Below are 19210 nucleotides of genomic sequence, written 5' to 3' on the forward strand. Positions count from 1 at the left end.
TAACATTGGAGGGCTGTAAGGTGCATCTATTGAGACGGGTCAGCCAAACTTGCCAGTAATGTAATCCTCGGTAGCTTTCTTCTTGGGTTTGGTGAAGATTTCGTCGGTATCACCATATTCAATTAACTCGCCAAGATACATATAGGCGGTGTAGTCAGATACTCGCGCTGCCTGTTGCATGTTATGCGTCACTATTACAATGGTGTAATCATTCTTCAGCTCATGTACCAGTTCTTCAATATGTGCCGTTGAGATTGGGTCCAATGCTGATGTTGGTTCATCAAGCAATAGTACTTCTGGTTTGACCGCAATGGCACGAGCGATACATAAGCGCTGTTGCTGACCACCTGATAGGCCGTTACCACTTTGTTTCAGTTTATCCTTTACTTCCTCCCACAGCGCAGCTTTGCGTAACGCCCATTCGATGCGATCATCCATATCATTCTTACTCAATTTTTCGTACAGCTTCACGCCAAAGGCGATATTGTCATAAATTGACATGGGAAAAGGAGTTGGTTTCTGAAACACCATTCCAATTCGTGCACGTAACAAGTTGAGATCAATACCGCTGTCTAGGATATTCTGGCCGTGCAGCATGATCTCGCCCTCAGCCCGAAGCTTGGGGTAGAGTTCATACATTCGGTTCAATGTTCGCAGAAGCGTGGATTTTCCGCAGCCTGATGGTCCGATGAATGCAGTGACTCGCTGGGTCTCAATATCGAGGTTAATGTTCTTCAGCGCGTGGAAGTTGCCGTAATAAAAGCTCAAATTACGGATGGATAGTTTCACGGTGCTGAGCGTTTGTTGGGTCATGACGAATTCTCTACGCATGATGATCAATCAATTGGATTTTTGTCTAAACAATGAACGGGCAATAATATTCAACGCCAATACGCTTACCGTGATCAACAGAGCGCCACCCCATGCCAACTTTTGCCAGTCTTCATATGGACTCATTGCGAACTGGAAAATGACGACCGGCAGGTTGGCCATGGGAGCATTCATATTCACGCTCCAGAACTGGTTGTTTAGCGCAGTGAACAGCAACGGCGCGGTTTCACCGCTGATGCGAGCAACAGCAAGCAAGATGCCAGTCAGAATGCCCGCTCGTGACGCACGTAAGGTGACGAATGTAATTACCTTCCATTGAGGTGTGCCGAGGGCTGCTGCTGCCTCTCTCAAGCTACTGGGAACAAGGCGCAACATGTTTTCAGTGGTGCGGACAACCACAGGGATTACGATCAGGCTCAGTGCAAAAGCGCCCCCCCAGCCGGAGAAATGTTTCACCTTGGCAACATAAATTGTGTAGATGAACAAGCCAATCACAATAGAAGGTGCTGATAGCAGAATGTCATTAATGAAACGTGTGGTTGGTGCCAGCCAGCCACGTTCACCAAACTCCGCAAGATAGGTACCCGCAAGAATGCCAATGGGCGTTCCAATCAAGGTGCCGAAACAAACCATCAGTAAACTACCCACAATGGCATTCAGTAGGCCACCGGCGGAGCCTGGTGGTGGGGTGGTTTGGGTAAACATGGTGACCGAAATAGCATCAAAACCATATTGGAAGAGCGTAATTAGAATCCATGCCAGCCAGAATAGGCCAAAACCCATTGTAAGAACTGACATGATGATGTTGAAAAGATTGATAAAGCGTCGTTTGGTATAAAGCGATTTGTTCATATCCATTCTGCCTCAGCTTGTTTGCCCTTCACGCTTTTTCAGTTGTATCAGCAGCACTTTTGACATCGTTAGGACGATGAAAGTGATAACGAACAAAATCAGCCCCAATGCAACAAGTGAACTGGTATATAAATCGCCTGTGGCTTCAGTAAATTCGTTAGCAAGTGAAGATGCAATGCTGTTGCCGGGCATAAATAACGAGACATGAAATTCATGGGCATTGCCGATCAGGAATGTGACTGCCATAGTTTCCCCTAAAGCCCGCCCCAGTCCAAGCATGATGCCGCCAACTACACCTGCTTTTGTATAGGGTAATACCACGCTGCGCATGACTTCCCAGGTTGTACCACCCAATCCGTATGCGGACTCCTTGAGCATGGGAGGAACAATTTCAAACACGTCACGCATCACAGATGCGATAAATGGAATCACCATGATTGCCAGGATCAGGCCGGCAGTGAACATGCCAATACCCATAGGGGGGCCACTGAAAATCTGGCCAACCAATGGCACAGGGGCCAGGTTTTCATTCATCCATGGTTGAATGTTCTTGGAAAACCATGGTGCAAAGATAAAGAGTCCCCACATGCCATAAATAATGGATGGAATACCTGCTAATAATTCAATAGCAGTTCCTAATGGGCGGCGAAGCCAAATTGGGGCTAACTCTGTGAGAAACATAGCAATACCAAAGCTGACTGGGATGCCAACCAGTAATGCAATTGCAGATGTCACTAACGTGCCATAAATCGGTATGAGCGCGCCGAAATTCTCCTGAACGGGGTCCCAGTCCATGGTAACTAGAAAAGTGGCACCAAAATGTTTGATTGCTGGTATGGATCCATCAATCAATGACAAAATGATGCCCACAAGTAACGCCAAGACCAAAAATGCAAAGAGGCGGGTAACGTTGTGGAATATTGCGTCATAAAAGCGACCGGCGTTGGCCCGACCTGCTAAGGGCTGATGCTGATGGGTCGTATTAAGCAAAGCGGGGGCAGCTGGAGCTGGATGCATTGATAGCCTCGATTGCCATATTTTTCAAACAGCACGGAAGGGGCCGTAAGGCCCCTTCCGTATATGATCGTTTTTACCAAAACGGGCTGAAATATGTACGATCTTGTGTAGTTAATTTAGTAGAGTACTTTACCGCTAGTATCTTTCACCTGGGTTTTCCAAGCATTGCGTACAAGTTTGGTTACATTGTCAGGTAGTGGAATATAGTCAAGCTGCAGTGCAGTTTGGTCGCCTTGATCATACGCCCAGTCAAAGAATTTCAACACTTCTTTGCCGTGCTCCGGCTTGTCTTGCATTTTATGTACCAGAATGAAGGTGGCGCCTGTAATGGGCCAACTTTGCTTGCCAGGTTCATCTGTCAGAATTTCATAAAAGCCAGGTGCCTTTTCCCAGTCGGCATGTGCGGCAGCTGCCTTGAATGATTCTTCACTGGGGCTGACAAACTGGCCATCCCTATTCTGAAGTTGGGCAAAGTTCATCTTGTTTTGCAAGGCATAGGCATACTCGACATAACCAATTGAACCAGAAGTGAGTTTTACATAATTGGCTACGCCTTCATTTCCTTTGCCGCCAATCCCCGTGGGCCATTTGACAGAGGCTTCTTCGCCAACTTTTTCTTTCCATTCTAAACTTACTTTGGAAAGGTAATTTGTGAAGATAAATGTTGTCCCGGAGCCATCTGAGCGTCGTACAACGGTAATATTTTGATCGGGAAGCGTTACGCCTGGGTTGATGTTACGAATGCGTTGATCATTCCACTTGGTGATCTTGCCAAGAAAAACATCCGCCAGAATTGCGGGTGTAAGCTTCAGTTGCCCTGGCTGTAGGCCTTGAATATTCACGACAGGAACAACCCCGCCAATCACCGTCGGGAACTGCATCAATCCGGATTCGTCCAACTCTTTGGGTGTTAGCGGTTTGTCCGATGCGCCGAAATCAACGGTTCTTGCTTTGATTTGTTTAATGCCGCCTCCGGAGCCTATGGACTGATAGTTCAGACCAACACCAGTTTTTGCCTTATATAATTCAGCCCATTTTGCATAAAGTGGGTAGGGGAATGTTGCTCCTGCCCCAGTAATGTCTGCAGCTAGCGCAACGGGCGAGTAGAGTGCTGTCGCGAAGAAGGTAAACACTAGGCTTCGGGCAAAAATGGCTTTCATGAACGACTCCGATAAGGAAGATTTCAGTTGCAAAACAATGAAAAGCGTACTTAGCGGGGCCATCTTAGATTAGGAAGGTTGCAGAAATATTACAAATCGTCTTTTGAGCAAGTGTTGATGCGTATTTGACTGCGTGCAAAAGCTATGAGTATAATCCGCAGGCTTTGCAGAACGGCAAACCTTTTAGGGATTCATCTTGACTGGTTTTTCGATGCTCAGGCAACAAAAAGTTTGAGTAAAAATTTGATCTGTTCAGTTTGCGATCGGTTCAAATACTTAGGTAAAATATATGGAATTCCTGAAGCTGATAGTACAAATTGTCAATGTGCTTTCTGCAGTGGTTTTGATTGTGCTGGTGTTGATGCAGCATGGCAAGGGGGCTGACATGGGTGCGGCCTTCGGGAGTGGTGCTTCGGGTAGTCTGTTTGGTGCAGCTGGGTCTGCGAATTTTTTGAGTCGTGCGACTGCGATTTCTGCGCTGGTATTTTTCTCGACTTGCATGGGTTTGGTGGCGTTGGATGCTAAAAAGCCTGGTGGGTTGGGTGTGATGGAATCTCATGTTGCGCCAGCGAAGCCCGCTGCGCCTTCAGTAGCTCCCAAGCCTACGGGGATTCCAGAGTAAGAATTAGCCGACATGGTGAAATTGGTAGACACGCTATCTTGAGGGGGTAGTGGGCGTAGCCCGTGTGAGTTCGAGTCTCACTGTCGGCACCAACATTAATCAGGTGGTTCTTTTGCCTGGTTTGCGCTACAACTGATAAAAATCAGCTTTTAAGGGCGGCTTGACCGCCCTTAAAAGCTAGTGCGCGGTAGTGGGGTGCAAATGCTGCAACAATATTTTCCCATTCTTCTGTTCTGTGTTGTCGGCTTGGCTGTGGGTGTTGGGCCAATGCTATTGGCTTGGCTCGTTTCTCCTAGTAAGCCTGATGCGGAAAAACTCTCTCCTTATGAATGTGGCTTCGAGGCGTTTGAAGACGCTCGTATGAAGTTTGACGTTCGTTACTACCTGATTGCAATTCTGTTCATTATCTTTGATCTGGAAACCGCATTCCTGTTGCCTTGGGGTGTTGCGTTGAAAGATCTGGGTATCAGCGGTTTGCTGACGATGGCGGTATTCCTCATCGAGCTGGTAGTTGGTTTTGTCTATCTGTGGAAAAAAGGTGCGCTGGAATGGGAATAGAAGGCGTATTGGAAAAAGGCTTTGTTACGACCACGGCTGATAAGCTGATCAACTGGGCGCGAACAGGGTCTTTATGGCCGATGACCTTTGGTCTGGCGTGCTGTGCGGTTGAGATGATGCATGCCGGTGCATCTCGTTATGATCTTGATCGTTTTGGTGTCGTTTTTCGTCCAAGTCCTCGTCAGTCTGATCTGATGATTGTGGCAGGAACGCTGTGCAACAAGATGGCACCAGCTTTGCGCAAGGTATATGACCAGATGCCAGAGCCGCGTTGGGTTCTGTCAATGGGTTCTTGTGCGAACGGCGGTGGGTATTACCACTATTCTTATTCGGTTGTACGTGGTTGTGATCGAATCGTTCCAGTGGATGTGTATGTCCCGGGCTGCCCGCCAACAGCGGAAGCTCTGTTGTATGGCATCATCCAGTTGCAAAACAAGATCAAACGTACCTGTACGATCGCCCGCTAAGCAAGGTTGAGCATGAGTCAAAAGCTGGAAAATCTATCCGCAGCACTTGATCGTGTTTTGGCGGATAAACTTGTTTCTACGGTAATGGCATTGGGTGAGTTGACCGTTGTGGTCAAGGCATCTCAGTGGCTGGAAATTTCCTGTACGTTGCGCGACAGCCCAGAGTTGTCTTTTGAGCAATGTATTGATGCTTGTGGTATGGATTACAGCACCTATGGCGATGGTGCTTGGGATGGTGCCCGCTTTGCTGTGGTCTATCATCTGCTGTCAATTAAGAATAATTGGCGTCTTCGTGTCCGCGTCTTTGCGGATGATGATGAGATGCCGATTGTTCCTTCTGTTGTAGTGACGTGGGCTGGCTTGAACTGGTTCGAGCGTGAAGCCTTTGACCTGTTCGGTATTGTCTTTGAAGGGCATCCGGACTTGCGTCGTTTGCTGACGGACTATGGCTTTGTTGGCCATCCATTCCGTAAAGACTTTCCATTGTCCGGTCACGTGGAGATGCGTTATGACCCTGAGCAGGGGCGTGTGATCTACCAGCCTGTCACCATTGAGCCGCGCGAAATTATCCCGCGCATTATTCGCGAGGAGAGCTACGGTGGCTGAAATCCGTAATTACACCCTCAACTTTGGTCCTCAACACCCGGCTGCACACGGTGTATTGCGGTTGGTGCTTGAGCTGGACGGTGAGGTGATTGAGCGGGCAGACCCCCATATTGGTCTGTTGCATCGTGGCACTGAAAAGCTGGCGGAAAGTAAGACTTTCATCCAGTCTGTACCCTACATGGATCGTCTGGACTATGTCTCGATGATGTGCAACGAGCACGCTTATGTAATGGCGATTGAGAAGCTGTTACAGATCGAAGTGCCTATTCGTGCGCAGTACATCCGTGTGATGTTTGATGAAGTCACTCGCATTCTCAATCATTTGCTCTGGATCGGTGCCCACGCGTTGGATATCGGAGCGATGACAATGTTCCTTTACGCATTCCGTGAGCGTGAGGACTTGATGGATTGTTATGAGGCAGTTTCTGGTGCACGTATGCATGCTGCGTACTATCGCCCAGGTGGCGTTTATCGCGATCTGCCAGATCGGATGCCACAATACACGTTCTCCAAGATTAAAAATGATCAGCAATTGAAAGCCTTGAACGAAAATCGTCAGGGCTCTTTGCTCGATTTTATTGAGGACTTTGTCAATCGCTTTCCAAAATGTGTGGATGACTACGAAACGTTGCTCACGGATAACCGCATTTGGAAGCAGCGGACAGTTGGTATTGGCGTAGTTTCCCCTGAGCGAGCCAAAGCACTTGGTTTCTCGGGTGCAATGCTTCGTGGTTCCGGTATTGCCTGGGATTTGCGCAAGACACAACCGTACGAAGTATATGCCGATATGGATTTTGATATTCCAGTTGGTGTAGAGGGTGACTGCTATGACCGTTACCTGGTTCGTGTTGAAGAAATGCGTCAGTCCAACCGTATCATCAAACAGTGTATTGATTGGCTGCGGAAGAATCCGGGGCCTGTGATTGTAGATGATCACAAAGTTGCACCGCCTTCTCGTCTGGCAATGAAAACCAATATGGAAGAGTTGATTCACCACTTCAAACTTTTCACAGAAGGTATGCATGTTCCTGAGGGTGAGGCCTACGCGTCAGTTGAGCACCCGAAAGGTGAGTTTGGTATTTATCTGGTATCTGACGGTGCCAACAAGCCTTATCGCTTGAAAATTCGTGCACCTGGCTTCCCGCATCTGGCGGCGCTGGACGAGATGGCTCGTGGTCACATGATTGCTGACGCGGTAGCCATTATCGGTACCCAAGATATCGTATTCGGGGAGATCGACCGCTAATGCTGTCCGCTGAATCTCTTGCAAAAATCGACCGTGAGGTCGCCAAGTACCCTGCAGACCAAAAACGCTCGGCTGTAATGGGGGCATTGCGTATAGCCCAGACCGAAAGGCGTTGGTTGTCGACTGAGCTGATTGAGTTTGTCGCTAACTACCTGCAGATTCCGCCAGTCGCCGCTTATGAAGTGGCAACGTTCTACAACATGTATGACCTGAAATCAGTCGGTCGGCATAAGTTGACAGTATGTACCAATCTGCCCTGTGCCCTGTCTGGTGGTGTGGATGCCGGTAACTATCTCAAGCAAAAGCTGGGAATTGGTTATGGTGAAACAACAGCAGATGGCAAATTCACTTTGGTTGAAGGTGAATGCATGGGGGCGTGTGGCGATGCGCCGGTTATGTTGCTGAACAATCATACAATGTGTAGCTTCATGTCGAATGAGGCCATCGACAAGAAACTTTCGGAGCTGGAATAAATGGCAGTCTTTGAAAACGGCGTAATTTTCGAGGGCCTGGACACTAGCGATCCGAATTGCTGGAAGCTCGATGCCTATATGGCACGTGGCGGCTATCAAGCATTGAAGCGAATTCTTGAAAGCAAACTGACTCAGGATGAAGTGATTGCTGAGGTCAAGAATTCTTCTTTACGTGGCCGTGGTGGTGCGGGGTTTCCAACCGGGCTCAAGTGGAGCTTTATGCCTCGTCAGTTTCCTGGCGATAAGTACGTTGTATGTAATAGTGACGAAGGTGAACCGGGGACTTTCAAAGACCGCGACATCATGCGTTACAACCCCCATTCTTTGATCGAAGGGATGATCATCGCTGGGTATGCGATGGGCTCCAAGCGTGGGTACAACTACATCCACGGTGAAATCTTCGAAGTCTACGAGCTGTTTGAAGCAGCCTTGGATGAAGCGAGGCAAGCTGGCTTTCTGGGTGAGAATATCCTGAATTCGGGCTTTACTTTCGATCTATTCGCACACCACGGTTACGGTGCGTATATCTGTGGTGAAGAAACGGCATTGTTGGAATCGCTGGAAGGTAAGAAGGGGCAACCTCGTTTCAAGCCGCCATTCCCCGCAAGTTTCGGTCTTTATGGCAAGCCAACCACCATTAACAATACTGAGTCGTTTGCTTCCGTGCCTTTCATCATCCGTGATGGTGCGCAGAAATTTCTGGAGCAAGGTAAGCCGAATAATGGTGGCACCAAGTTATTCTCTGTTTCTGGGCATGTGAATCGTCCTGGCAATTTTGAGATTCCATTGGGTACCCCATTCTCTAAATTGTTGGAGATGGCTGGTGGAATGCGTGGTGGTAAGAAGCTGAAGGCAGTCATTCCTGGCGGTTCCTCTGCGCCTGTTTTACCAGGCGACGTCATGATGGAACTTACCATGGATTACGACAGCATTTCGAAAGCTGGTTCCATGTTGGGTTCTGGCGCAGTCATCATCATGAACGAAGATGTATGCATGGTGAAGGCGCTGGAGCGTTTGGCGTATTTCTATCACGAGGAATCCTGTGGTCAATGTACGCCATGTCGCGAAGGAACAGGGTGGCTTTACCGTATTATTCACCGAATTGAGAACGGCTTAGGTAGACCAGAAGATTTGGATCTACTGGATTCAGTCGGAAACAATATGGCTGGCCGTACCATCTGCGCGCTCGCTGATGCAGCGGTATTCCCAGTTCGCAGCTTTACCAAGCACTTCCGCAAAGAGTTCGAATATCACATCGAGCACAAGAAGTGCATGATCGATCACAAATGGTGTTGACCTGCGGTGCAGGTCGAGCGACAGGTAGCGAAAAGCGATGCTTGAAATTGAAATTGACGGCAAAAAACTGACAGTTCCCGATGGTTCGACTGTCATGGAGGCAGCCAATTCTGTTGGGACTTATATTCCCCACTTCTGCTATCACAAAAAGTTGTCGATCGCAGCGAATTGCCGCATGTGCTTGGTTGAAGTGGAAAAGGCGCCTAAGCCTTTGCCAGCCTGTGCCACGCCCGTTACGGACGGGATGAAAGTGCACACGCATTCTCCTTTGGCTTCCAAAGCACAAAAAGGAGTAATGGAATTCCTGTTGATCAACCACCCATTGGATTGCCCAATCTGTGATCAGGGTGGTGAATGTCAGTTACAGGATTTGGCTGTAGGGTATGGCAACACCGCTTCCCGTTATCAGGAAGAGAAACGTGTCGTTGTCAATAAAAACATGGGCCCCCTGATTTCTACAGATATGACCCGGTGCATTCATTGTACCCGTTGTGTCCGCTTCACAGAAGAGATCGGTGGTTTCCAGGAAATCGGGATGGCCAACCGCGGCGAACATTCCGAAATTCTGCCGTTTATCAATAAAACGGTTGATTCAGAAATTTCCGGTAACGTCATTGATCTGTGCCCAGTCGGTGCATTGACCTCCAAACCGTTCCGTTACTCTGCCCGTACTTGGGAACTGTCCCGCCGTAAGTCGGTAAGTCCACATGATGGACTGGGTAGCAATCTGATAGTGCAAGTTAAGCAAGGTCGAGTCATGCGGGTTCTGCCGCGTGAAAATGAATCGATCAACGAGTGCTGGATAGCGGATCGTGATCGCTTCTCCTATGAAGCTTTGAATTCTGAAGCGCGTTTGACCAAGCCCATGCTCAAGCAAGATGGCAAATGGCATGAAGTTGAATGGCAAACTGCGCTTGATTATGTAGCACATGGTTTGGCTGATATTAAAGCTCGTCATGGCGCCGATAGCATTGGTGCATTGGCAAGTCAACACAGTACACTGGAAGAATTGTATCTACTGCAAAAGCTGGTGAGAGGCTTGGGTAGTGGCAACGTTGATACACGTACACGCCAGATTGATTTCCGTGCAGATGGTAAAGAGAGTGGTATCGCTCATCTCGGCATGCCGATTGCAAATCTTGGCAAGCTGGATCGTATTCTCCTTGTTAGCGCAAATATTCGTAAAGAACAGCCATTGATTGCGGCTAAATTGCGTCATGCAGTGAAGAAGGGCGCACAGCTTAATTTCATTCAGTCACATGACGACAATCTGCTTTGCGCGGTTAATGCGAAAGCTGTGGTTGCACCTAATGAAATCGTCAATGTGTTGGCAGCGGTAGTAAAAGAGGTTGCACAACTAAAATCTGTCACATTGCCTGACGCGGTCGCGAATTTCGTATCAGGCGCTGCTGTTTCGGAAGACGCAAAAGCTATTGCCCAAAGTTTAAGTTCTGGTGAACGTAGCGCTGTATTACTTGGTCAGTCTGCTTTGTATCATCCAGAATACGTATCCCTACGTATTTTGGCGAATGCACTCAAAGTCTTGACTGGTGCGGTATGTGGTGAGTTAGTGCCTAACGCGAATACCGTTGGTGCGGCTGTTGCCGGTGCACACCCAATGCATGCCGAGTTGCGTAAAACTGGCATCACGGGCTTGAATGCGTGTCAAATGTTCGAAAGTCCGCGCAAAGCTTATCTGTTGTTGAACACAGAAGTGGAGCTGGATGCCCACAATGGACAACAAGCACTGGCTGCTGTAGTGAAAGCCGATATGGTCGTAGCTATGTCTGCATTCAAGCATAATGCGCTGGATTATGCGGATGTGCTGTTGCCGACTTCCCCTTTCAGTGAGACGTCTGGCACCTTCATCAATATGGAAGGAATGGTGCAAAGCTTCAATGGTGTCGTGAAGCCGCTCGGGGATACGCGTCCTGCTTGGAAGGTTCTGCGTGTAATCGCTAATTTGATGGGCTTGGATGGATTCGAATTCAATTCTTCAGAAGAAGTTCGCGACACCGTTTTAGCTTCCGGGCAGACATCTATTGAAACTTTGCTGAATAACGATGTAACAGATGTAACAGTAGCACTTGAAAGTCATGCTGCTCAATGTGGCTTGGTTCGCTTGGGTGAAGTACCGATCTATCAAGCTGATGCATTGGTTCGCCGTGCACCCGCCTTGCAAATGACTAAAGATGGCAAGGCGCTTGCAGTATCGATCCACAGCAAATTGGCTGAGGAGCTGGGTGTGAAGTTCGGTGATGCAGTTAAGGTATCTCAGCAGTCAGGTAGCGTAACGTTGAAGGTGCTGATTGACGACAAGTTGCCTGCCAATGTTGTTCGTGTTCCCGCGGGACATCCGGCAACTGCTGGCCTGGGCAATATGTTTGGTGCCATTGCTTTGGAGCGTGCATAACATGCTTGAGATGCTAACAAGTGTGGTAGGGGAAGCGGCGGGCGTTACGATTTGGACCTTGATCAAAATCGTTGCCATCGTGTTACCTTTGTTGGGTGCAGTAGCTTATCTTACGTTGGCCGAACGTAAGGTTATCGGTTATATCCAAATTCGTATTGGCCCGAACCGGGTAGGCCCTGTTGGTTTGCTACAGCCAATTGCGGATGCGGTAAAAGCGATTTTCAAGGAAATCGTCGTACCAGCTCAATCTAACAAATCTCTGTTTTGGCTAGCCCCAGTTTTGGCCATTGCCCCTGCATTGGTGTGTTGGGCAGTTATTCCGTTCACAGATTACGCTGTATTGGCAAATATTGATGCAAGCCTGCTGTTCATCATGGCCATTTCGTCAATGGGTGTGTATGGAATTATTCTGGCTGGTTGGGCATCAAACTCGAAATATGCCTTCTTGGGTGCGATGCGTTCCGCTGCCCAGATGGTGTCATACGAAGTATCGATGGGCTTTGCGCTGGTTGGCGTATTAATGGTTTCCTCTAGTCTGAATTTCATTAAGATCGTTGAAGCGCAATCCCATGGGATGTTGGGTGGTAGCCTTTTCAGCTGGAACTGGTTGCCTTTGTTTCCGATGTTCCTTGTTTATCTGATATCAGGTGTGGCCGAAACAAATCGGGCACCTTTTGATATTGCGGAAGGTGAATCGGAAATCGTTGCAGGTTTTCACGTCGAATATTCAGGTATGCCATTTGCAGTATTCTTCTTGGCTGAATACGCCAACATGATTCTCGTGTCGACACTGACTGCCTTGATGTTCTTGGGTGGTTGGTTGTCCCCCTTCCCGAAGAGTTGGCCTGTTCTTGGGGCATCGAGTTTCCTGTGGTTGGCATTCAAAGTTTCGTTCTTGCTTTTCTGCTTCTTATGGTTCCGGGCAACATTCCCCCGTTATCGTTATGACCAGATTATGCGCCTGGGTTGGAAGGTCTTCTTGCCTGTGACCATGGTATGGGTTGCCGTTGTCGGAGTTTGGATCATGAGTCCGCTCTCCTTGTGGAGTTAGTAGGTAGACACCGAATGAATAAGTTGACCAGTTTCTTCAAAACATTTTTGCTGTATGAGCTGGTGAAGGGTCTGATGCTGACGGGCCGCCACCTCTTTGAACGCAAGATCACCGTTCAGTTTCCTGAGGAGAAGACACCATTAAGTCCACGTTTCCGTGGCTTGCATGCATTACGTCGCTATCCAAATGGTGAGGAGCGTTGTATTGCATGTAAGTTGTGTGAGGCTGTGTGCCCTGCGATGGCGATCACTATCGAATCAGAGCAACGGGATGATGGCACACGACGCACAACACGCTATGACATCGATCTGACAAAGTGCATTTTCTGTGGCTTTTGTGAAGAATCCTGTCCCGTTGATTCGATTGTTGAAACACACATTTTCGAATATCACGGTGAAAAGCGTGGTGATTTGTTGTACACCAAGCCGATGTTGTTGGCTGTAGGCGACAAATACGAGGCTGAAATCGCGCAAGCGCGTGAAGCCGATGCGAAATATCGTTAAAACGCCCCATCATGGGTTTAGTGTCATAACAACAAGGTCTGGGTCATGACTTTTCAGACGCTCGTATTTTATTTTCTGGCGGCCATACTGGTTTTCTCGGCCGGTCGTGTCATTACGGCAAAAAATCCGGTACATGCGGCTTTATTTCTTGTGCTGGCATTTTTTAATGGTGCCGCGTTGTGGCTGTTGATACAGGCTGAGTTCCTCGGAATTACGCTGGTACTGGTTTACGTTGGTGCGGTAATGGTGTTGTTCTTGTTCGTGGTGATGATGCTTGACATCAATTTCGAGAAGTTACGTGGTGGCTTCTGGAAAAACTTGCCGCTTGCGGGCCTTGTAGCTGGTTTGATGGTTGTTGAAATGGTTGCAGTATTCAAGAGCCCTGTGAGTGGTTTGAGTACTGTTGCGCCTATACAGCCGCAGGCAGCTGATGTTAGCAACACTAAAATCATCGGCTTGACTTTATACCAGCAGTTTATTTATCCGTTTGAAATTGCGGCTATTATTTTGCTGGTCGCCATTGTGGCAGCAATTGCGCTGACTTTACGTGGCCGCAAAGATGCAAAAGCACAAAATCCAGGTGAACAGGCAAAAGTTAAGAGTTCTGATCGCGTTCGGGTAATTAAAATGGCTCCAGTCATCGAACAGCCTGCTGTTACCGATGAACAGAAAGCTGCCGAATAACGGCAACAAGGCCAATTAATCAGGGATTCAATAACGTGTTAACGCTGACTCACTATCTTGTCCTTGGCGCTATTTTGTTCGCAATCAGTATCTTGGGCATTTTCCTGAATCGAAAAAATATCATTGTATTACTAATGGCAATTGAGCTGATGCTGCTTGCCGTCAATATGAACTTCGTTGCTTTTGCGAGGTTCATGGGTGATACCGCAGGTGAGATTTTCGTGTTCTTCATTTTGACTGTTGCTGCAGCCGAGGCTGCGATCGGTTTGGCGATATTGGTTGTGCTGTTCCGCAACCTGAGCACAATTAATGTTGAAGATATCGATAAGCTGAAGGGCTGATATTTTTATCTTTGGCCTCCTCTAATAAACAGAAAACGACGCTTCATCATGACTGATATGAAAACGCTCTACCTGATGATTCCGCTGGCGCCTTTGGCCGGTGCGATTCTGGCAGGCCTGTTTGGCCGTTTTATTGGCCGTGCGGGTGCGCATTGGGCGACCATTCTTGGCGTTGCTGCCGCGTTCGCCGGTTCTGCCTATACGCTGAATTATTTGCTGCAGGGGGGCCAGCCGTTCAATGGGCAGGTTTATTCCTGGTTGACGATTAATGGCATTGACCTGTCAGTTGGTTTCCTCGTGGACAACCTGACTGCCATGATGATGTGCGTGGTCACATTTGTATCACTGATGGTCCATATCTACACCATTGGCTATATGCACGATGACCCTGGCTATCAGCGTTTCTTCAGCTATATCTCGCTGTTCACATTCTCGATGCTGATGCTGGTTATGTCGAACAACTTTGTGCAGTTGTTCTTTGGCTGGGAAGCTGTAGGTTTGGTGTCCTATTTGCTGATTGGTTTCTGGTTCAAACGGCCGACAGCTATTTTCGCTAACCTGAAAGCATTTCTGGTAAACCGTGTTGGCGACTTTGGCTTTGTTTTAGGGATTGGTCTGGTGTTTGCCCATACTGGATCCATGGACTATCAGACTGTGTTCCAAGCAGCACCGGCACTGGTTGGTAAAACTATCAATTTGATTGGCGACATTCAGTGGCCTTTGTTGGCTGTGACTTGTATCTTACTGTTTGTCGGTGCGATGGGTAAATCGGCCCAATTCCCGTTGCATGTTTGGCTGCCAGATTCAATGGAAGGCCCGACCCCGATTTCAGCGCTGATTCACGCTGCAACCATGGTGACCGCAGGTATTTTCATGGTGGCGCGGATGTCGCCATTGTATGAATTGTCTGACGCTGCATTGTCGTTTATTACTGTAATTGGTGCGATTACCGCGCTCTTTATGGGTTTTCTAGGGATTATCCAGAACGACATCAAGCGTGTGGTGGCATATTCGACCTTGTCCCAATTGGGGTATATGACGGTTGCACTTGGTGTGTCGGCGTATTCAGTCGCTGTCTTCCATTTGATGACTCACGCGTTCTTTAAGGCGCTGTTGTTCTTGGCGGCTGGTTCCGTAATCATTGGTATGCACCATGATCAAGACATTCGGAATATGGGTGGTCTGCGCAAATACATGCCAATCACTTGGTTGACTTCTTTAGTTGGTTCGCTTGCACTGATTGGTACGCCTTTCCTGTCGGGCTTCTATTCAAAAGATTCAATTATCGAAGCCGTGAAGGAATCGCACATTGCAGGTAGTGGTTTTGCTTACTTTGCGGTTGTTGCCGGTGTCTTCGTGACAGCCTTCTACTCGTTTCGGATGTATTTCTTGGTCTTCCATGGTGAAGAGCGATTTGGTAAGGCTGCCCATCACGATGACGATCATCATGATGATGACCACCATCATGGCTTGGCTCCGGGTGAGAAGCCGCACGAAACGCCTTGGGTTGTTACGTTGCCATTGGTGTTGCTGGCGATCCCTTCGGTTCTGGTTGGCTTCTTTGCAATCGAACCGATGTTGTTTGGCGATTTCTTCAAAGGCGTGATCTTTGTTTCTGATCACCACCATGTAATGGCTGAATTGAAGGAAGCTTTCCGCGGTGCCGGTGCGATGGGTGTACATGCATTGCAGACGTTGCCTTTCTGGCTAGCTGCTGCTGGGGTAGGTTCCTCCTGGTTCCTGTACATGAAGCGTCCTGATATTCCAGAGATGATCAAGAACAAGTGTGCATTGATCTATCGTGTGCTGGAAAACAAGTACTACATGGACGACTTGTACTTCAACGTATTTGCTAAAGGTAGTCGTCTGCTGGGTACTGGGCTTTGGAAGGTGGGCGATGTTGCGATTATCGATGGCTTGTTTGTAAACGGCTCTGCGAAAGTGGTTGGTTGGATTGCTACGCTGACACGTCGCTTGCAGTCTGGCTACATCTATCACTACGCTTTTGCGATGATCATTGGTGCATTGTTGTTGTTGCACCTCGTCGTTAAAGGCCTGATTGGTTGAGAAATTCAATACACCTGCAGAGAAACGAGAATAGGTAAGTCATGAGTGAACATTTGCTGAGTCTAGCCATCTGGACGCCCATTCTGGCTGGTGTGCTGGTGTTGGCGACAGGTAGTGATCGCAATGCCGGGCTGGCGCGTTGGATAGCGCTATTGGGGGCATTGGCTGGTTTTGTGGTGTCGTTGCCACTGTACACGGGATTTCAATCCTTGCATGGTGGTATGCAGTTTGAGGAATTGAAGCCTTGGATTGATCGATTCAACATCAATTATCACTTGGGTGTTGATGGCATTTCCATGCTGTTTGTAGTGTTGAACAGCTTCACTACACTATTGGTAGTGGTCGCTGGCTGGGAAGTCATCGAACGCCGTGTAGCACAATATTTTGCTGCATTCCTGATCATGTCCGGGTTGATCAACGGCACATTTGCAGCGCTGGATGCAGTGCTGTTCTATGTGTTCTTTGAGGCCATGTTGATCCCGATGTACCTGGTGATCGGTGTGTGGGGGGGGCCGCGCCGTGTTTACGCTGCAGTTAAGTTCTTCTTGTACACCTTGCTGGGTTCGTTACTGATGCTGGTAGCCTTTGTCTACCTGTATATTCAGTCAGGCCACAGCTTCAATATCATGGATTACCATGCGCTGCGCTTGCCGCTTGATGTCCAAAAGTGGCTGTTCTTTGCGTTCTTCATGTCGTTTGCCGTGAAGGTTCCAATGTGGCCAGTTCACACTTGGTTGCCGGACGCACACGTTGAGGCCCCTACAGGTGGTTCAATGGTATTGGCTGCGATTACGCTGAAGATTGGTGCGTATGGCTTCCTGCGGTTCAGCCTACCGATTGCTCCTGATGCAGCACATGCTGTGTCCGGTATCATGATCTTCTTGTCGTTGGTTGGTGTTGTCTATATTGGCTTGGTTGCGCTAATCCAGTCTGACATGAAGAAGCTGGTTGCATATTCGTCAATTTCGCACATGGGCTTTGTGACTCTTGGCTTATTTATGTTTGCGGGCGGTTATCTGACGAACGAAGGTGTTGAAGGTGCCTTGATCCAAATGCTGTCGCATGGCTTTGTTTCTGCTGCCATGTTTGCTTGTATTGGTGTGATGTATGACCGCATGCATAGTCGCCAGATTGCTGACTATGGTGGTGTTGTAAATACTATGCCCAAGTTCGCAGCATTTATGATGTTATTTGCTATGGCAAATGCTGGTTTACCTGCAACGTCTGGCTTTGTGGGCGAGTTCTTGGTGATCATGGGTGCGGTTAAGACCAATTTCTGGTATGCATTCCTGGCTTCAACCACACTGATCTTTGGTGCTGCTTATACCCTGTGGATGTATAAACGTGTCATTTTTGGTGATGTTGCGAACGAGCATGTCGCACAATTGAAAGATATCAATACTCGTGAGTTTGTCCTGCTAGGCATATTGGCAATCACCGTACTAGGCATGGGTCTGTATCCTGAAATGTTTATTTCTAAGATGCACATGTCTGTGAATGACCTGATCGCACATGTCGCTCGTAGCAAAATCTAGAGACAGGCAAGTTTGAGGGAAGGCGCGTAATGAATTTCGCTGGTATGAACTTGATCGCCGCAGCACCAGAAGTATTCCTGTTGTGTGCACTTGCCGTGATCTTGATGGTAGATGTGTTGGTCAAGGATGAATCGTCACAGGTTGTGTTCGGTTTGTCGTTGCTGACGCTTTTGGGTTGTGCTTACTTCACAGTGAGCACCATGTCGCCTGATATTGGCTACGCCTTCAACAATATGTTCGTTGATGATGCCATGTCAGATTGGCTGAAGCTGGCAACCTATGTCAGTGTTGGCTCGATGTTTATCTATTCGCGTCATTATTTACAACAACGTGGTCTTTTTAAGGGTGAGTTTTTTTCTTTGTCCCTATTTGCAATGTTGGGGATGATGGTCATGATGTCCGCCAACAATCTGTTGGTGTTGTACCTCGGCCTGGAACTGCTGTCGTTGAGCTTGTATGCCTTGGTTGCATTACAACGCGATTCTGCGATTAGCACTGAGGCAGCATTGAAGTTCTTCGTTCTGGGGGCTTTGGCGTCCGGTATGCTGCTGTATGGTATGTCCATGGTTTACGGTGCTACTGGTAGTTTGGATCTTCAGATTGTTGCAAGCAAGATTGCCAGTGGGGATGCTCGCCAAGGTTTGTTGGCTTTAGGGGTTGTCTTTATTGTTGCTGGCCTAGCATTTAAGCTCGGTGCCGTACCTTTCCATATGTGGGTACCTGACGTATATCAGGGTGCTCCTACTGCGATTACCATGTTCATCGGTTCTGCGCCAAAGTTGGCAGCATTTGTATTTGTTATTCGCCTACTGGTTATAGCGCTGAGCGGGTTGGTAAAAGATTGGCAGCCGATGTTGATGATATTGGCTGTTGCTTCATTGGCGGTTGGTAATTTAACTGCAATTGTGCAAACAAGTATCAAGCGGATGTTGGCTTACTCAACCATTTCCCATATGGGTTTCCTGTTGTTGGGTATTCTTTCAGGAAACGTAACTGGTTACGCTGCCTCCATGTTCTACGCACTGGCTTATGTACTAATGACGTTGGGTGCATTTGGTATCTTGTTGTTATTGTCTGGTAAGGATGACGATGCTGATAGTCTTGATACCTTTAAAGGTTTGGCTGACCGTAGCAAATGGTATGCCTTCCTGATGTTGTTGTTGATGGTATCAATGGCAGGTATTCCAGGTACAATCGGTTTTTGGGCCAAGTTACAGGTAATCCAGGCGGTTGTTGACATCAAGGCATATTGGTTGGCAATTGTTGCAGTCATGTTCTCATTGGTAGGTGCTTTCTATTATCTGCGCATCATCAAGTTGATGTTTTTTGATGCCGCGGAGAGAGATAATCCCTTGCAGGGAACGGGCGATTCACATGTATTGTTATCTTTCAATGGAGCATTGATTCTGATCCTCGGCATAATGCCCAACGGATTGATGTCGATTTGCATTGAAGCAATCAAGCACAGTGTGAAACTGTCGTGATTTA

At 48.0% G+C, this 19210-nt stretch carries 19 protein-coding genes and 1 tRNA gene; 16 read left to right on the forward strand and 4 right to left on the reverse strand.

The annotated features are described in order from the left end of the window. Window positions 1-39: 39 nt before the first annotated feature. The 4 genes from pstB to pstS form a co-directional block, all read right to left on the reverse strand. Complete coding sequence (pstB, locus tag FFS57_RS00295) at window positions 40-813, reverse strand: phosphate ABC transporter ATP-binding protein PstB (protein WP_137935751.1); 774 nt, start codon at window positions 811-813, stop codon at window positions 40-42. Between the two features lie 27 nt (window positions 814-840). After that, window positions 841-1683 (reverse strand): phosphate ABC transporter permease PstA, encoded by an 843-nt coding sequence (gene pstA, locus FFS57_RS00300; RefSeq protein ID WP_137935752.1) that lies wholly within the window; start codon window positions 1681-1683, stop codon window positions 841-843. Between the two features lie 12 nt (window positions 1684-1695). Then, entirely contained in the window at window positions 1696-2700 is a 1005-nt protein-coding gene (gene pstC / locus FFS57_RS00305; RefSeq protein WP_137935753.1) for a phosphate ABC transporter permease subunit PstC, read from the reverse strand. Between the two features lie 116 nt (window positions 2701-2816). After that, the gene (gene pstS, locus FFS57_RS00310; protein ID WP_137935754.1) at window positions 2817-3860 is read right to left on the reverse strand and encodes a phosphate ABC transporter substrate-binding protein PstS; all 1044 of its coding nucleotides are present in this window, start codon (window positions 3858-3860) and stop codon (window positions 2817-2819) included. A 289-nt stretch (window positions 3861-4149) separates the two neighbouring features. Between pstS and secG the strand changes: the two genes are divergently transcribed. The 16 genes from secG (at window position 4150) to nuoN (ending at window position 19206) form a co-directional block, all read left to right on the forward strand. Next, window positions 4150-4482, forward strand: coding sequence for a preprotein translocase subunit SecG (gene secG, locus FFS57_RS00315; protein ID WP_137935755.1), 333 nt, complete (start codon window positions 4150-4152; stop codon window positions 4480-4482). Window positions 4483-4488: 6 nt separating this feature from the next. Beyond that, window positions 4489-4574: transfer RNA gene (locus FFS57_RS00320), tRNA-Leu, on the forward strand. Between the two features lie 109 nt (window positions 4575-4683). Beyond that, window positions 4684-5040, forward strand: a complete 357-nt coding sequence (locus tag FFS57_RS00325) for an NADH-quinone oxidoreductase subunit A (RefSeq protein ID WP_137935756.1) — start codon at window positions 4684-4686, stop codon at window positions 5038-5040. Further along, the gene (locus FFS57_RS00330) at window positions 5031-5507 is read left to right on the forward strand and encodes a NuoB/complex I 20 kDa subunit family protein (RefSeq protein ID WP_137935757.1); all 477 of its coding nucleotides are present in this window, start codon (window positions 5031-5033) and stop codon (window positions 5505-5507) included. The genes FFS57_RS00325 and FFS57_RS00330 overlap by 10 nt, the downstream gene beginning before the upstream one ends. A gap of 12 nt (window positions 5508-5519) precedes the next feature. Further along, window positions 5520-6113 (forward strand): NADH-quinone oxidoreductase subunit C, encoded by a 594-nt coding sequence (locus FFS57_RS00335; RefSeq protein ID WP_137935758.1) that lies wholly within the window; start codon window positions 5520-5522, stop codon window positions 6111-6113. After that, window positions 6106-7359 carry an NADH-quinone oxidoreductase subunit D gene (locus tag FFS57_RS00340; protein WP_137935759.1) on the forward strand — a complete coding sequence of 418 codons (1254 nt, stop codon included), beginning with the start codon at window positions 6106-6108 and terminating at the stop codon, window positions 7357-7359. Before FFS57_RS00335 ends, FFS57_RS00340 begins: the two co-directional genes overlap by 8 nt. Then, on the forward strand, window positions 7359-7832 hold the full coding sequence (gene nuoE, locus FFS57_RS00345; protein ID WP_137935760.1) for an NADH-quinone oxidoreductase subunit NuoE: 474 nt from the start codon (window positions 7359-7361) through the stop codon (window positions 7830-7832). The genes FFS57_RS00340 and nuoE overlap by 1 nt, the downstream gene beginning before the upstream one ends. Further along, a complete protein-coding gene (gene nuoF / locus FFS57_RS00350; RefSeq protein WP_137935761.1) occupies window positions 7833-9128 on the forward strand; it encodes an NADH-quinone oxidoreductase subunit NuoF in 1296 nt (431 codons plus the stop codon). A gap of 37 nt (window positions 9129-9165) precedes the next feature. Then, complete coding sequence (nuoG, locus tag FFS57_RS00355; RefSeq protein WP_137935762.1) at window positions 9166-11541, forward strand: NADH-quinone oxidoreductase subunit NuoG; 2376 nt, start codon at window positions 9166-9168, stop codon at window positions 11539-11541. A 1-nt stretch (window position 11542) separates the two neighbouring features. After that, entirely contained in the window at window positions 11543-12592 is a 1050-nt protein-coding gene (gene nuoH, locus FFS57_RS00360; protein ID WP_137935763.1) for an NADH-quinone oxidoreductase subunit NuoH, read from the forward strand. Window positions 12593-12606: 14 nt separating this feature from the next. After that, window positions 12607-13095 (forward strand): NADH-quinone oxidoreductase subunit NuoI, encoded by a 489-nt coding sequence (nuoI, locus tag FFS57_RS00365; protein ID WP_137935764.1) that lies wholly within the window; start codon window positions 12607-12609, stop codon window positions 13093-13095. A gap of 45 nt (window positions 13096-13140) precedes the next feature. Further along, window positions 13141-13779: an NADH-quinone oxidoreductase subunit J gene (locus FFS57_RS00370; protein WP_137935765.1), complete on the forward strand. Its 639-nt coding sequence runs from the start codon at window positions 13141-13143 to the stop codon at window positions 13777-13779. Window positions 13780-13814: 35 nt separating this feature from the next. Then, a complete protein-coding gene (gene nuoK, locus FFS57_RS00375) occupies window positions 13815-14120 on the forward strand; it encodes an NADH-quinone oxidoreductase subunit NuoK (RefSeq protein ID WP_137935766.1) in 306 nt (101 codons plus the stop codon). Between the two features lie 48 nt (window positions 14121-14168). Beyond that, window positions 14169-16187, forward strand: a complete 2019-nt coding sequence (nuoL, locus tag FFS57_RS00380) for an NADH-quinone oxidoreductase subunit L (protein WP_137935767.1) — start codon at window positions 14169-14171, stop codon at window positions 16185-16187. Between the two features lie 41 nt (window positions 16188-16228). Next, on the forward strand, window positions 16229-17722 hold the full coding sequence (locus FFS57_RS00385) for an NADH-quinone oxidoreductase subunit M (protein ID WP_137935768.1): 1494 nt from the start codon (window positions 16229-16231) through the stop codon (window positions 17720-17722). A 29-nt stretch (window positions 17723-17751) separates the two neighbouring features. Beyond that, the gene (nuoN, locus tag FFS57_RS00390) at window positions 17752-19206 is read left to right on the forward strand and encodes an NADH-quinone oxidoreductase subunit NuoN (protein ID WP_137935769.1); all 1455 of its coding nucleotides are present in this window, start codon (window positions 17752-17754) and stop codon (window positions 19204-19206) included. Window positions 19207-19210 lie beyond the last annotated feature (4 nt).

It is taken from the genome of Chitinivorax sp. B (assembly GCF_005503445.1).
GTDB lineage: Bacteria > Pseudomonadota > Gammaproteobacteria > Burkholderiales > SCOH01 > Chitinivorax.